The organism is Oscillatoria salina IIICB1 (genome assembly GCF_020144665.1).
GTDB lineage: Bacteria > Cyanobacteriota > Cyanobacteriia > Cyanobacteriales > SIO1D9 > IIICB1.
Genome location: NZ_JAAHBQ010000163.1, coordinates 44,363 through 58,452 on the forward strand (window position 1 = coordinate 44,363; position 14,090 = coordinate 58,452).

11 protein-coding genes are annotated in these 14,090 nt (G+C 41.7%); 2 read left to right on the forward strand and 9 right to left on the reverse strand.

The genetic code is table 11. The annotated features are described in order from the left end of the window. Nucleotides 1–42 precede the first annotated feature (42 nt). Nucleotides 43–735 carry a hypothetical protein gene (locus G3T18_RS24880; RefSeq protein WP_224413284.1) on the reverse strand — a complete coding sequence of 231 codons (693 nt, stop codon included), beginning with the start codon at nt 733–735 and terminating at the stop codon, nt 43–45. Nucleotides 736–1,095: 360 nt separating this feature from the next. Between G3T18_RS24880 and G3T18_RS24885 the strand changes: the two genes are divergently transcribed. Beyond that, entirely contained in the window at nt 1,096–1,422 is a 327-nt protein-coding gene (locus G3T18_RS24885) for a hypothetical protein (RefSeq protein ID WP_224413285.1), read from the forward strand. An 82-nt stretch (nt 1,423–1,504) separates the two neighbouring features. Here G3T18_RS24885 and G3T18_RS24890 read toward each other — a convergent pair whose 3' ends face one another. The 5 genes from G3T18_RS24890 to G3T18_RS24910 all read right to left on the reverse strand — a co-directional run bounded on the left by G3T18_RS24890 (nt 1,505) and on the right by G3T18_RS24910 (nt 7,202). Next, nucleotides 1,505–3,022 (reverse strand): flotillin family protein, encoded by a 1,518-nt coding sequence (locus G3T18_RS24890; protein WP_224413286.1) that lies wholly within the window; start codon nt 3,020–3,022, stop codon nt 1,505–1,507. 48 nt (nt 3,023–3,070) lie between these two features. Next, the gene (locus tag G3T18_RS24895; RefSeq protein WP_224413287.1) at nt 3,071–4,453 is read right to left on the reverse strand and encodes a flotillin family protein; all 1,383 of its coding nucleotides are present in this window, start codon (nt 4,451–4,453) and stop codon (nt 3,071–3,073) included. 78 nt (nt 4,454–4,531) lie between these two features. Continuing rightward, complete coding sequence (locus G3T18_RS24900) at nt 4,532–5,125, reverse strand: NfeD family protein (RefSeq protein ID WP_224413288.1); 594 nt, start codon at nt 5,123–5,125, stop codon at nt 4,532–4,534. Between the two features lie 280 nt (nt 5,126–5,405). Further along, on the reverse strand, nt 5,406–6,380 hold the full coding sequence (gene nadA, locus G3T18_RS24905; protein ID WP_224413289.1) for a quinolinate synthase NadA: 975 nt from the start codon (nt 6,378–6,380) through the stop codon (nt 5,406–5,408). A 156-nt stretch (nt 6,381–6,536) separates the two neighbouring features. Next, nucleotides 6,537–7,202, reverse strand: coding sequence for an HAD-IA family hydrolase (locus tag G3T18_RS24910; RefSeq protein ID WP_224413290.1), 666 nt, complete (start codon nt 7,200–7,202; stop codon nt 6,537–6,539). Nucleotides 7,203–7,564: 362 nt separating this feature from the next. Between G3T18_RS24910 and G3T18_RS24915 the strand changes: the two genes are divergently transcribed. Beyond that, nucleotides 7,565–9,463, forward strand: a complete 1,899-nt coding sequence (locus G3T18_RS24915; protein WP_224413291.1) for a hypothetical protein — start codon at nt 7,565–7,567, stop codon at nt 9,461–9,463. A gap of 89 nt (nt 9,464–9,552) precedes the next feature. On the opposite strand, the gene G3T18_RS24920 is transcribed toward G3T18_RS24915, so the two are convergent. The 3 genes from G3T18_RS24920 to G3T18_RS24930 form a co-directional block, all read right to left on the reverse strand. Then, nucleotides 9,553–12,303: a GAF domain-containing protein gene (locus tag G3T18_RS24920; protein ID WP_224413292.1), complete on the reverse strand. Its 2,751-nt coding sequence runs from the start codon at nt 12,301–12,303 to the stop codon at nt 9,553–9,555. 240 nt (nt 12,304–12,543) lie between these two features. Further along, a complete protein-coding gene (locus G3T18_RS24925; RefSeq protein ID WP_224413293.1) occupies nt 12,544–13,008 on the reverse strand; it encodes an NADAR family protein in 465 nt (154 codons plus the stop codon). Between the two features lie 116 nt (nt 13,009–13,124). Then, a complete protein-coding gene (locus G3T18_RS24930; RefSeq protein ID WP_224413294.1) occupies nt 13,125–14,030 on the reverse strand; it encodes a Sll0314/Alr1548 family TPR repeat-containing protein in 906 nt (301 codons plus the stop codon). Nucleotides 14,031–14,090: the final 60 nt, after the last annotated feature.

Below are 14,090 nucleotides of genomic sequence, written 5' to 3' on the forward strand. Positions count from 1 at the left end.
ATGTTAATAAAGTTTGTTAAATTTGTTGGCAAACCAGACTTTTTACGGAAATTTTAAATAAGTTTTCACCTGCAAATGATCGCTGTTATAAAGTGATATATTAACCAAAATATTTAGATACTCTGTATCTCCGGGGTTATAACTTAAAAATAGTCCTCTTTGGATTTCCCATTTTTGTAATGTATCTTTCCATTTTTCATACTTAATTTGCGCAAATTCATCACTAACGCTAGTAATTTGCACGCAAAGAGGTTTTTCTTGACGATTACTAACTATTAAGTCAGTAGCCATCGAAAGATCTGCCACATAGCGGTGTAAAAAAGTCCCATTACGACGGACGATATCTTGGGCTAAAGATTGTACTATTTGAGCATCAGCTTGATTAAATTCTCCCGCCATTAATTTTTGTTTCCAAAGGAAAAATTTTGGATCTTTTTCGTGGAGCCATTTAGGGAAAATATAACCGTACCAGTATCTTTCCGTTGGTGTCATCAATTCAAAAGCTGCTTGCTGTTCCTCTTCCGAAGACAAACTATGTAATGTTAACCAAACTTTAGAATCTTTAATAAGCTGTAGCAAAAAAGCAGTGACAAATTTTTTCGCAGTTAGGGAACCGGGCTTAAGGTCTTTTAGCCAACGGTTTACTTGCTCTAATCTCTGCGCTAAACTGGGGTCTAGCTCCGATGCTTCAACAATCAGGGTTTGAATCTGCTCCTTAACTTGTTTTCCTTGCAAAGAATGTCCTGCTCTCGTCTAACTCAAGCTTAGTGTTCGTAACTTTAATTTTATGGGAATTTTCCTTTTTTCTCAACCCTCTTCCTTTGAGTTTAACTTTAGTTTAAGGTTACTAAAACGAGAGTGAAAAGCTTTTTCTGGGCGATCTAATTAGTTAATTTATGTAGCAAACAATTGCGATCGCTAACGAAATGGTGTTAAAAACTGAAAGCCAAAAACATCTCCTGAAAGAAAGTATTTATTTGGCTAATTTTGTGGTATTTTAGGTTAAATTTAGAATTCAGGTGGCGCGATCGCGCGTGTGCTCGACTCCGATCTGATAAGATTACTTCTTATTCGATAAAAACCACAGGTATGGCAATGAACAAGCAAGTATTGATGGAAGAATTAGATCGGGCGATCGCCAAAGCTCGTCCCGACAGCGAAAAGTTATTTTTTCGTTTGCTCAAGGAAGTGTGGCAAATTGACTGGACTGTGGCTCCTTATGATGTTTATGGACACATGATAGAATTCGATATCCCCTACTTTCTTCGTTTTATGCGGATGGATTTAGGAGATGAAGCTGAAGAACACCAACTGATCCTAGACTGGATTCAAAGTCGTACAACCCTTCGAGACACTAACTCTCGCGACGCTCTGATTTCTTTGATGGATGAGTGTAACCAAATCCGAATCCAAGCAAGATAAATCCAGCAAAGGGTCATCGGTTGCGGGTTTGCGGCAAGAGCGCTCGTGCTGCCAGCCCCAACTACACTATTCATAACAACCATTAAACATCTTGATCCAGCCAAGCTTCAACCATTGTTGTCGGAATGTGAATAACCGGGTGAGCAAAAATCGCATTTAAAGCTTCTTTACCGCCAGCATTCATTGCCTTTTGTAACCGTTGTCTCAAACTAGGACTGCGTTTAATCGCTCGTTCCACCGATTTTTCCGCTTCCGGAATAGTTTGTTTAGCTTCAGCCAAGCGATCGAGAAACTGCTGCATATCACTCCGAAGACGATTCCAAGACTGCTCATCTGGGGTGATAACCTCCACAGGTTGAATAACTTGAGTTTGATTATTGCCAATTTTGCGAACTGTCTCAGCCAAATCTACACCCGTCGTCTGACGTAATTGTTCCAGGAAAGAGACAATTTTCGTAACATTGCTACCGTTATTCGTATCAATTACCGTCACATTATCCACGTCCACATCAGGTACAGTAGAAGCCATTGTTTTGAGTAAAGTTTCCAGCTTTTGGAAGAGGAAAATTTCTCGAGCCGAAGGTCCAGCAGTTTTCCAAGACTCAGCCAAACGGCGCGTACCTTCAGCTTGCGCCTTACCATCCTCAATAATTATCGCCGCATTACCCTTTGCTTGGGCGATCGCCCGCTTAGATTCTGCTTCTGCGGGAGCCACCACATCTGCTTGTAACTGTTGCTCTACTTGCTTAATCCGCTCGGTTTGTACCCCTACTTCTGCCTCAGTACGAGCGACTTCCGAAGCAATTTCCGCTTTCGCTTCCGCAATTAACGCCTCTCGCTTGGTAAGCGCATCCTTAAGGCGGCGATCGGCTTCGGCTTTGGCTATGGCAATTTGGGTTTCAATACGTCGCAGAGAAGTTTTCTTATTATTTTCTGCTTCTTGAATTACCGATTCAGCCTGCGCTTGCGCCTCAGCAATCCGTGCATCTCTTAACAAATCTGCTTGTTGTTTGCGTCCGATCGAGTTGAGATAACTCACATCATCAGAAATATTTTGTACCTGCAAAGTATCCAAAACCAAGCCTAACTTTTCTAAATCATCCTCAGCTTCTTCCAGCAAACTTTTTGCAAAAGCAATCTTATCTTCATTAACTTGTTCCGGAGTCAAACTTGCCAAAACTCCGCGTAAATTTCCTTCTAAAGTTTCCTTGGCAATTTGCTCAATTTGCTTGCGAGTTTTCCCCAACAAACGCTCGATCGCATTATGAATTGTTGGTTCCTCACCAGCAATTTTAATATTTGCCACCGCCTCTACCGTCAAAGGAATACCACCTTTCGAGTAAGCATTAGTTACCTTCAGCTCGATGATCATATTGGTTAAATCCATGCGAAACGCACGTTCTAACACTGGAACTCGTAAGCTACTACCTCCTTTAACCAAACGATAGCCTACCTTTCGACTACCTTTAATTTTCGAGGAACTACCAGCAAAGATTAGCACTTCACTCGGCTGGCAAATATAGTAAAGATTGCGAATTGAAAAAACTATCGAACCAGTACCGAGTCCTAGAATTCCTAGTAAGATAATGATTATTTCCATCTCTAACCAACCTCAAATTTTGCTTGTTTTCCGATCGCCAATTACCCTTTAACTTTTACCATTTCTATTGTGACTGGTAAGCGTACCTGCAACATCAATACCGAGAGTTTTATCAACTTGGGTTAAAAACTGACTGACAATTTCTGGATAAGCATTTGCTAGGGAAGCAAGGGCTTTTCCGTCGCCATTATCGATAACATTGATTTTGTTTAAACGCACGCGACCGGGAATTTGTGCTGCTTGTTGTAAGACCATTTCTATCTGCTGAATTAAGAATAATTCCGCCGCATCAGTACCTGTTTCTTGCCAAACTTGAGAAAGCATATCGTTAACTAAAGCTGCGGCTTTAGCATTTTCAGCAAATACGGCTGCTTCACCTTTAGCAAGTAATTCTTTAGCTTGTCTGGCTGCTTCTGCGGGTAAAACTTCATCAGCTTCGAGGCGTAATCTTTCCAATTCGGCGCGAACTGTTTGGAGTTTTTGTTCGGCTTTGGCTCTAGCTTCTTTGGCGGCTGCTGTGGTACGTTCTTCTTCAGAACGGGCTAATTGTTCGAGTTCTGCCTTGATTTTGCGTAATTCGTTTTCTTTTTCCTGAATAAAAGTTTTGGCTTGAGTTTGGGCGACTTCTGCTTGGCGATCGCAGTCGGCTTCGATTTGTTCGGCTTCGGCGATCGCATTTGATTCGGCGATTTCTGCGTCGCGCTGAATTAAGGCAATTTGACGGCGACCGATGGAACTGAGATAATCAACATCGTCGGAAACGCTTTGAATTTTCAGCGTATCTAGATGTAAGCCGAGTTTCGAGAGATCGCGAGAAACATCATTAGCAATACGTTCGGCGAAACGCAAGCGATCTTCGTTGAGTTGTTCGGGAGTCAAAGTAGCGACAACACCGCGCAAATTACCTTCAAGAGTTTCTCTCGCGACACGGGCAATTTCTTTGCGATCGTGATCAAGAAAACGTTCGATCGCGTTACCAACTATTTTCGGGTTACTGGAAATTTTGACATTGGCGATCGCTTGAATATTTAGTGGCGTTCCTCCTTTAGAATAAGCATTGCGTACCTCTACTGGTACTGGCATGGTAGTTAAATCCATGTTTTTCACTTGTTCGAGGATGGGAATGCAAATTGTTCTCCCGCCAAAAATTACCCGATAACCAATTTCTTGTCCTTCTTTCGTGCGTCGCTTGCGACCTGCTAAGACTAAAATTTCATTAGGTTTACAGATTCGCATAAACGTATTGAGAAACCAGATAATCAGGATGACACCAAACAAAGATAACGCGATCGGCAAAGCGGATATAACTTGACTGCCTAAAGTGTCAGTTTGCGCTATAACTGGTTGCAATTGCGCCACTTCAGTTGTCGTAATTTCCTCTGCTGGTTTAGTAGTAGCAAGATATTCTACTGATGCAAATTGATTTTCCATCGTTTTATCCTCAAGATGCCATTAGTCATTGAAAATGAACTAATAACTAATAACTAATCACCAAAAACTAACAACCAACTAATCCTTAATAAAATTTTCTTCCGACACTACCCAGACGCGATTTTCTTCCATTCCCACGACATAAACCGTTTCTCCCACAGCAAAATCACGATCCTCTTCGGTGTAAGCGAGTAAAGCTACCGTCGAACCCTTGACACTAACGCTAACTTTTCCCCGACTATCAGCAGCGAAAGGTATTTCTACCCTAGCTTCCAAACCGATCAAATCGTGGGAACGCACCAGACTATCTACCTTGCGTCGTCGTAAACCGCGTAACACCCACGCGATCGCTGTACCGCAGAAAATACCAATTGCTAAGGAAATATAAGCAACTTGTTCTGGACTCAGTTCTAACCTTGACAACAAAATACCTGTCAGTCCAAAAAAACAAGTCCCAAATGTCCAAAATCTTAAGCTAAATATCGGTAGCCAAACACGTCGATACTTGAGTTGGGTTCTTCTTCCTGACTCTTCTTCTTCATCTGGTGTGTCAGTAATTTCTAAATCAGTATCAAAATCGTTATCAAATTCAACACCATCAAACCCTGCTACTACTGAGAGAGCAACAAAAATGCCACCAATTAGGAAACAAAAAAAGTAGACTGAAAGCATCTCTTCAGGGCTAACTAATGCCTTATGTTCCAATATGCGCCCGACTCTAAGCTAACTCACACTTTTCGGAACGGCAAGATCGGTTATCAGTGACCAGTGACCAGTTATCAGGGAACAGTTAACAGTAAACAGTTAGCAGTTAACAGTGACCAGTGACCAGTTATCAGGGAACAGTTAACAGTAAACAGTTAGCAGTTAACAGTGACCAGTGACCAATGGCTAGTTTAATATAATTGTCATCCTTCGCGAAGCGAAGGATGACACTACGAAACAACTAACTTTATGCACTCATTTCTAACATTCGCTGCATTGGCTTGAGGGCAGCTTTACGAGTTTCTTCGGGTAAAATAATCTCCGGGGTGCGATTTTTCATCGCTAAATAAATCTTCTCCAATGTGTTCAAACGCATATGAGGACACTCATTGCAAGCACAACTTTTCATCGGTGGGGCTGGGATAAACTTTTTGTGGGGTGTTTGCTTTTGCATTTGGTGAATGATCCCAGGTTCCGTAGCGACGATGAAAGCTTTGGTATCGCTTTCGTGGACATATTTCAGCAAAGCTGATGTGGAACCGATGTAGCTAGCATGACGCAAAACTTGGGGTTCGCATTCGGGATGGGCTATTACTTCGGCTTCTGGATGTTCAACTTGTAACTGCACGATTTTCTTTTCGGAAAATAGTTCGTGTACCATGCAGCTACCTTGCCATAGAACCATTTCGCGATTAGTTTGCGCCATTACATAACGACCGAGATTTTGGTCTGGTGCAAAAATAATTGGTTGGTCTTTGGGTATTTGGTTAACTATGCGAACTGCATTGGAGCTAGTACAGATAATATCGCTCATCGCCTTAATTTCGGCGGTGCAGTTGACGTAAGAAATAACTAAATGATCCCGATGTTGGGCTTTGAATTTGGCGAAAGCATCGGGCGGACAGCTATCTGCAAGAGAACAGCCTGCGTTTAAGTCTGGTAAGAGAACCAGTTTATCAGGATTGAGGATTTTTGCTGTCTCTGCCATGAAATGTACTCCAGCAAAGACAATGACATCAGCGTTGGTGGTGGCTGCTTGTCGCGAAAGCCCCAGTGAGTCGCCGATATAGTCGGCGATGTCTTGAATATCTGGATCTTGATAGTAGTGGGCTAAGATAACCGCGTTTAACTCTTGTTTGAGATCGGCGATCGCTCTAAACAAGTCGCTGGGAATCGCGGTTACTTGGTTTGGTGCTGGTTTAGGAAGTACAGTGGTAAACAATTTGCTTGATCGGGATCGGCAATGTAAATTTTTCTATCTTAATTATAGTTATTTTTACCAAAAATTGCACCTGTTTCGGAATAGAGGGGAAAAGATTGGGCTAGATCCCAGCGCTGTAAACGGTTCTAGCGGGCTAATCGAGAAAACCGAGATTCGTTAAAATCCTGGTAAGTTCCAAAACTCAGGGTTAAATTCGCTTAAGGAGTTGAGAACTAGATCGGCATTTTGGTATAAACTGCGATCTATGTCAGGATCGGGAACTGCAACCACCGACATTCCGGCGGCAAAAGCGGCTTGTACGCCAGAGAGAGAATCTTCAAAAACTAAACATTCTTCTGGAGAAGCACCTAAACGTTGGGCTGCGAGGAGAAAAATATCTGGTGCGGGTTTACCTTGTTTTAAATCGGGGTCATCTCCGGTTACGATACAGTTAAACAAACTAAACCATTGTTGATGACGGCTGGTTTTTAAGGCAAAGGTATGTTTGGCGGTGCTGGTAGCAACGGCTTGGGGTAAGCGATGCTGATGAAAGTGTTTGGTGAGATTTACTGCTCCTGGAAGAGGTTGAGCTTGGGAGTATAATTTCTGAATAATCTTTTCTCGCTCTTGGAGATATTTCTTTGGAGAAAGGGGTATTTTGAGGATTTCGACGATAATGGTGGCTGAATCGAGGGCATTTCTTCCGGCAATTTTCGCTTTTACCGATTTATCGAAAATTTTACCGTAACGAGCAGCGATCGCCTGGTTAACTTTAGCGTTAATTGATTCGGTGTTTAAAAGTAAACCGTCTAAGTCGTAGATAAGATAAGCTATTGTAGGCACATTTATTTCCTCTAAACCTTTCTCTATGGACTCTTCAGTCTATAACCCTGCGGAAGAAAATCTTTTTTCTCATCCGTTACTCAACCAATCTAATTGAAATACATCTGTAACCCACCATGTTGCCGAGAACCTCGATACCCACTATTACTCATCTTATAATCCGCACCCCCTACCTTAGGGAAATTAGCTTAGCTTGATTGTGCGAGAAGCCCTACGTCCATGGGTAGGAAGTTCAGCGTTGCGGAATAATGAAGCTGATTCAGCAACACCTTTTGGCTTAAACTGAAGATCGCACAATTCCCTTTTTGCTGTGTAAGTCCTAAACTGAATTTGTTACTTAAAATTTGCAGACAGAGGGGCAGATGGCAAACTACTCTTGCATCGCAATTGGCATCAACCGCTATTTATATCTTCAACCTCTCAATTATGCTCAAGCAGACGCACAGGCGATCGCCGAAATTTTGGCGAATGTTGCCGAATTGCCACCAGAGCAATGTTTGCTGTTGACTGATGCTTCTAATTGGGTGGAAGAACAACCTACTTATCCGACGCGAGAAAATATCCTCTCCTGGCTCGATAATATCCAGAATAATTTAGCAATTCAATGGTTCTTTTTCAGTGGCTATGGGGTTAACTGGGAAGGCGTAGATTATTTAATGCCTGTAGATGGTAATCCGGCAGATATTCCGGGGAGTGCGATCGCTATGCGAGAGTTGTTTGAGTCACTACGGGATAATGGGTCCGATCGCCTTTTAGTCTTGCTGGATATCAACCGTTCGCCAGGATTATTTGCTGGCAGTTCGGTGGGTGTGGAAACAAAAGAATTAGCTGAAGAGATGGGGATCTCGCTGGTACTTTCTACCGAACCAGGGGAATTTTCCCATGAATCAGCCGATCTCGCTCGTGGTATTTTTACTGCTGGCTTATTAGAAGCACTAAATTACTTTCAAAAAGATATTAATTTAGAAAATCTCGACCGATATCTGCGCGATCGCTTGCCGGAATTGAGCGAACATCACTGGCGACCCGTGCAAACTCCTGTAACAATTATTCCTTCACCTCAAGCTGCACTCCAACCACTTCTTCCTCAGCCAGAAAGAGAAAACGATCTTTGGCAGCTTGATGGTAATGTTCCAGATACAGTAGAGGCTCTGGCTGTTAATTCTCAAGCAGAAAGTAATGGTACTGGTACGATCGCTCCAACCGCAGTTTCGACGTTAGAAAGACCAACGGCTTCAATTGTTTCACCAACAAAAGTACCTGCGGTCAATAATAATGCTTTGACTGCCTATGATTCACCAGATTCGCCCCCAGGGAAAAAACCAACCTGGCAAGTTTTGCTTCTAATCGCGGGTAGTTTAGCTATTTTTGCTGCCGCAGTTTTTGCCGCAGTCTTACTTGGCGATCGCGATCGGCTTCCGGAGGAAACTTCTGCCGATCCTGCTCGAACTACAGTTTCTCCGATTACTGAACCACCACTGGATTCAGATGTAACTGAGGTCCCAGCCAACAGCAATCAAACTATACCTGCTCCAGAAGCTACTGAAGTACCACCTACGGTTAGTGAAATTGCACCTTCTCGGGGAGCTACAGACAATGCTACAGTTGCTCCTTCTCCTCCCCCAAACCCGACTGCATCGCCAGCGTCAACAGCAACCTTAGAAGCAAATCGAGAGTTATTAAATCGAGCCACCACTTATATTCAATCCAATCAAGCATCTGGCTTTAGTCGAGCAATTAACGAAGTCCGTCAAATTGAACCAGGTGCGCCTCTTTACAACGAAGCCCAAGCGGCGATCGCTCGTTGGAGTCAAGTAATTTTAGATATTGCCCAAGGACGAGCCGAAGAAGATAATTATGCTGGCGCGATCGCGGCTGCTAAATTAGTTCCCAATGATGTACCACAAATCAAAAATGCTGCGAATCAGGCGATCGTTAAATGGTCGGAACTTGCTGAGCTAAAATGGACAAACCAAAATACTATCGCCGCCGCTCAGGAACAGATTAATCCTGCTCAAGCTTCTTCTTATAGTTTTGGGATTAGCCTGCTGCGGAAAATCAACTCAGGCGAACCAGAATATCGCCAAGCACAGCAATTAATTGAAGAGTGGAGCCGACAAATTTATCTGATGGCTAATTCTCGCGCTGCCGGAGGCAATTTGAATCAAGCAATTGAGACAGCTAAGTTAGTCCCCCGTAATACTCCATCCTACGACCAAGCACAAAACGCGATCGCTCGCTGGCAACAAGGACAAAGGTAATTCAAGCGAACAGTTATCACGTAGCCGCAGTTATCAGTTAGTAATTGGTAGTGGGTAGTTTGTGTTACCCAATCACCAATCCCCTTTAACTATTTAATCGGAATAAAAATTTCAAACTTAGTTCCTTTTCCTACTTCCGAATGACATAAAAGATTACCACCGTGTTTTTCAACCACAATTTGATAGCTAATTGCTAGTCCTAATCCGGTTCCCTTACCAATTGGTTTCGTTGTAAAAAAGGGATCGAAAATTTGCTTGCAAACTCCTTCTGGCATTCCCTTGCCATTATCACTAATTTCAATTTTCACCTGTTCGCCAACCACTTGAGTACGAATAGTAATTTTACTAGGTGATGCTTGAATTTCTGCTAGCGTTCGGCACTCATCTTGTTCTTCAAGAGTATCAATAGAGTTACTGATAATGTTCATAAATACCTGATTAATTTGACTAGCATAACATTCAATCAGGGGTAAATCGTCATAATTTTTCTCAACTTCAATCGTTGGATGGTTGTTTTTTGCCTTCAAACGATGTTGTAAAATCAAGAGGGTACTGTCTATTCCCTCATGAAGATTTACAGCTTTTCTTTCCGCTTGATCGTGGCGGGAGAAATTGCGTAAAGATAAAACTAACTGACGAATACGTTCTGCTCCTACTTTCAGTGAAACTAAAACTTTTGGTAAATCTTCTTGCAAAAATTCTAAATCAATTTCTTCGCAAAAATCGACAATTTTTGACTTGGGATTTGGGTAATCTAGGCGGTATAAGTTCAATAAATCGAGTAGATCTTGAGTATACTGACTAACATGATTAAGATTACCGTAAATAAAATTTACTGGGTTATTGATTTCATGGGCAACACCAGCTACTAATTGTCCCAAGCTAGACATTTTTTCAGTTTGAATAAGCTGGGTTTGAGTTTGCTGTAATTCTTCTAATGCTTTAGCAAGTTCTTCGGCTTGTTGTTGAGTTTGAGTTAGCAGAGAACTTTGTTTGAGCGCTACTCCTAAATGTGTAGCAATTTGCCTAACAAAGTCAATTTCTGAATCTTGCCACTGGCGAGGTCGATCGCATTGATGAAGGCAAAGCAATCCCCACAAATAATCTTCTTTCATTAGTGGCACGATTAAATTAGCTCTAACTTGAAATTGGCTGAGAATGTTTTGGTGACAGTCGCTTAATCCTGCGGTATAAATATCGGCAACTGCCTGAATTTTACCTTGAGCATAGTCTTGAGCATACTTTTCGCCAAAACAGCGATCGCGGACTTGAGCGGTAATGGCTGAGTCAAAACCTGGTTTGACATCTTCGGAAACAAATTTACCATAACCCCAAACGGAAGTTGAATCAAAGGAAAACACTGCCACGCGATCGCATTTAAGTAATTGTCGTACTTCTGTCACGGTTGTTTGAAAAATCTTATCTAGTTCTAAAGATGCTCGGATTTTCCCCACTACCCGAAACAAAGTTTTTTGTTGTTCGATTGATTTTTCTAACTCCCAGGTACGCTCTTCTACTTGACGCTCTAAATTACTATTCAAGTTTTTGACTTGGGCGTAAAGCAGATATTGCTCGATTGCGGTAGCAAAATTGTTAGCTAAAGCTTTTACTAAGGAGATTTCTTCAGAAGACCAAGGTAATGTTTGACCTCTTTTTAATTCTCGCCAAGCTTCAAAAGATTGTCTGGGTAGTTCTTGTTTGCGATCGGGATTAAAACGACCTGCCCAAATGGTTTCAGTATCGATCGGATCGCGGAAAATACTCAGATAGCCTAAAAAAGAAGACCGACTATACAAAGGAACAACCAGGATGCCACGAATTTTTGTAGACTGGAAAGCTGGGGTAAGAACGCGAAATTCCGGAACTTTGTAAAGATCGACAATTACTTTTGGACTAATTTTGTTCTGGCTTAATTGCTTGTTAGTTTTTTCCGGATGAAATAGTAATTGCCAAAGAGAATGTTCTTCGATCGGTTTTTTTTGTTGCTCTTTGCTAAAAGAACGTAACAGACTACCACAAGTATAAATTTCTGCTGACTTTTCTTGCTGATAAGGAGCAATATAAATTCTTCCAGCAGAACCTTTGAGCGCAGCAACTGTTTTTTCTAAAGCTGCTTGTAGTTCAATTTGTGGGAAAGAATGAAGTAAATTAGATACTCGATTAATTGTTGCTTCTCGCTGGGCTTGTTCTCTAGCGGCGGAGAGTAATTTAGACTGAGCGATCGCGATCGATACTTGATCGGCTACCAACTGCAAGTTTTTCAATTCGGTATTGGAAATATTTCGCGCTTCACTATGGTGAGAAATCAGTAAACCCCACAGTTGATTAGTAGTTTTCTTTTTTCTTAAATTATGATGTACAATTGGTACGACAACCGAAGACTGAACTCCCATTGCTCTGAGATATTCTGAGTGGCATTCGTCAAGATTGCGGTAGGTGATTTCCCAGCTTTCCCCCGCTATACTTCCCCCTTCATTTTCTATAGCACTTAGCCCAATTTTCTTTTGCTCGACGTTGACAATAGAGCGTAAACCAACCTTAAGAAACATTTCCCGCAAATCTACAGGAATGTCGTCCGCCGGAAAACGAAGTCCAATTAATGAAGGAAGACGTCGCTCGTCTACCGATTCGGCAATTACTTCTCCACTGCCATCCTCATGAAATTTGTAAATTTTTACTCTGTCAGTAGCAAGGGCATCCCGAACTTCTACAACGGCAGCAGCTAAAATTTCTGGTAGTTCTAGAGATTGACGAATGCTTTTAACGATCCGTTCTAACCAAACGGCTTGATTGATTGCGACCGAACTGACTTGAGTTTGATTATCTTTTATTTTATTCATTATTTGATTACCAACCGCAAGAAGTGTATTAATATATACTCTACCTAGATAAATATTCTGTTACTGAAGAAATCTTCACCGATATCCGAGAAAACCATACCTCGTCCGGCGATACTCGCTCTACCGCTAACGCTATATCCGCTACGCGATCGGATTCTGGTTTCTCGATTGCTTCAATTTCCCTGTTTTAATCTTTGGTAGAGGCAGTGGAGATACACCTGCTTGCACTAAAGTTAAATTTTATTTTGATTCTTTGAGAAAGTTTGCGCGAATTTCTGCTCTTACTGCCATTAATATTTTACCTAATTCATTCATTCCGGTTCGATTTTGACCGCAACCCCAGTAATAATCTTTGGGGGAGTCTTCGACAATGATCTCGTCACCCGTAGATAGCAAAATTTTTTGAATGTCACGATGGGTTAGAAATTTGGTTAGCACTCCTTTCCACATTACTTGTTTTTTCACTTGTTCCCAATCGTCGCGTAAGCTAAGTTCCGGATTTCTACCTAAAGCTGCTGCTTCTTCTGGCGTTGCTGCTTGGCGAATTTCTGAGATTATTGCTTCATTTTTGCTCCCCAGGTATTTATGCGCTTGATAGTAATGTTCGACAGTTTTCCAATCAAGATTTTCTAAATAAATTGGATGAGGAGAGAAGTTAGAAAAGCAGCCATAAGGAGCATTAACTTTATAGAAATAAATGGTCATTTTTTTGCTTTGCTGTGGAACTTGCCACGTTCAAGAGTAAATGGGCAAGAAAAATTAACTTAAAAAGGCTATTGTTAAGGGAAAATGTGACTTTCTTTCAACTAAATAAGCATTATTTAATCGATTTCTTCTACCTCTGTTTGAGCTTTGCGACGTTCGCGCTCAATCTGCTTGACAAGCGAACTGGGTAGTTGTTCTGCTTTTGCCAAAGAGCGATCGAAATAGGCTACTGCTTGTTGGAGAAATGAGAGATTATTTTCATCCTGACCTTTTTCTAACAAGATTTGTGCTTTTAAATAAAATAATTCTGGATTATCTGGTGTGGCTGTTAAAGCGCGATTAACAAAATCTAGTGCTTTGTCATGTTGGTTTAAATCGCGATAAGCAACAGCAATCCCGCGATTAACTAGATACTCCGGAGCGGCATTTCGTTGAAATTTCTCAATAGCTTGCTCTGGAGCGGAAAAAGGCAAATTAACTGCTAAAAGTAACTCCATATAACCTTTGAGTAAATTGAGTTCTGGGTCTTCAGGGGCATTTTTTTCAGCTTCATCAAGAAAGGCGAAAACTTTTTGTAATTGGTTGAGGGCAGCTAGAGGCTGTTCGTCTATTTTATACTTATATGCTCCTTCTAAAAAATAGCCAACAGCGAGATAAAGATTACCTCGTAAACTATCTTGGGATTGTAAACTTTCTGCGACTTGCTGAGTTTTCAGAGCGTAGTCTTTGAGCGTTTCCCAATCTTGGTCGGTGTAAGCCAAAGATGCTCGCATTGCATAAGCAAGGGGTTCGGAACTTTCGCTTTTTTCTGCGATCGCCAAATATTCTAGCGCGCGATCGTAATCTCCCTGTTTGAAAATTGCCTCAAAAGCTGCTTCGGTATTTTCTGGAATATCACGAACATCGTTAGTGCGAAAAGGATCTCCAGCCCATACGGGGCTACTCCCCAGACTCACAGCGAGAGTACAAGCGCTAATCAAGGTAACACAGATAAGTTTAGGTGCAGTTAGCCAAGTATTCATAGTTAAGTACCTGAAGATTAAGTTTGACATAAGCCGCTTCTAGCTAGTTCGCGGTTTGAT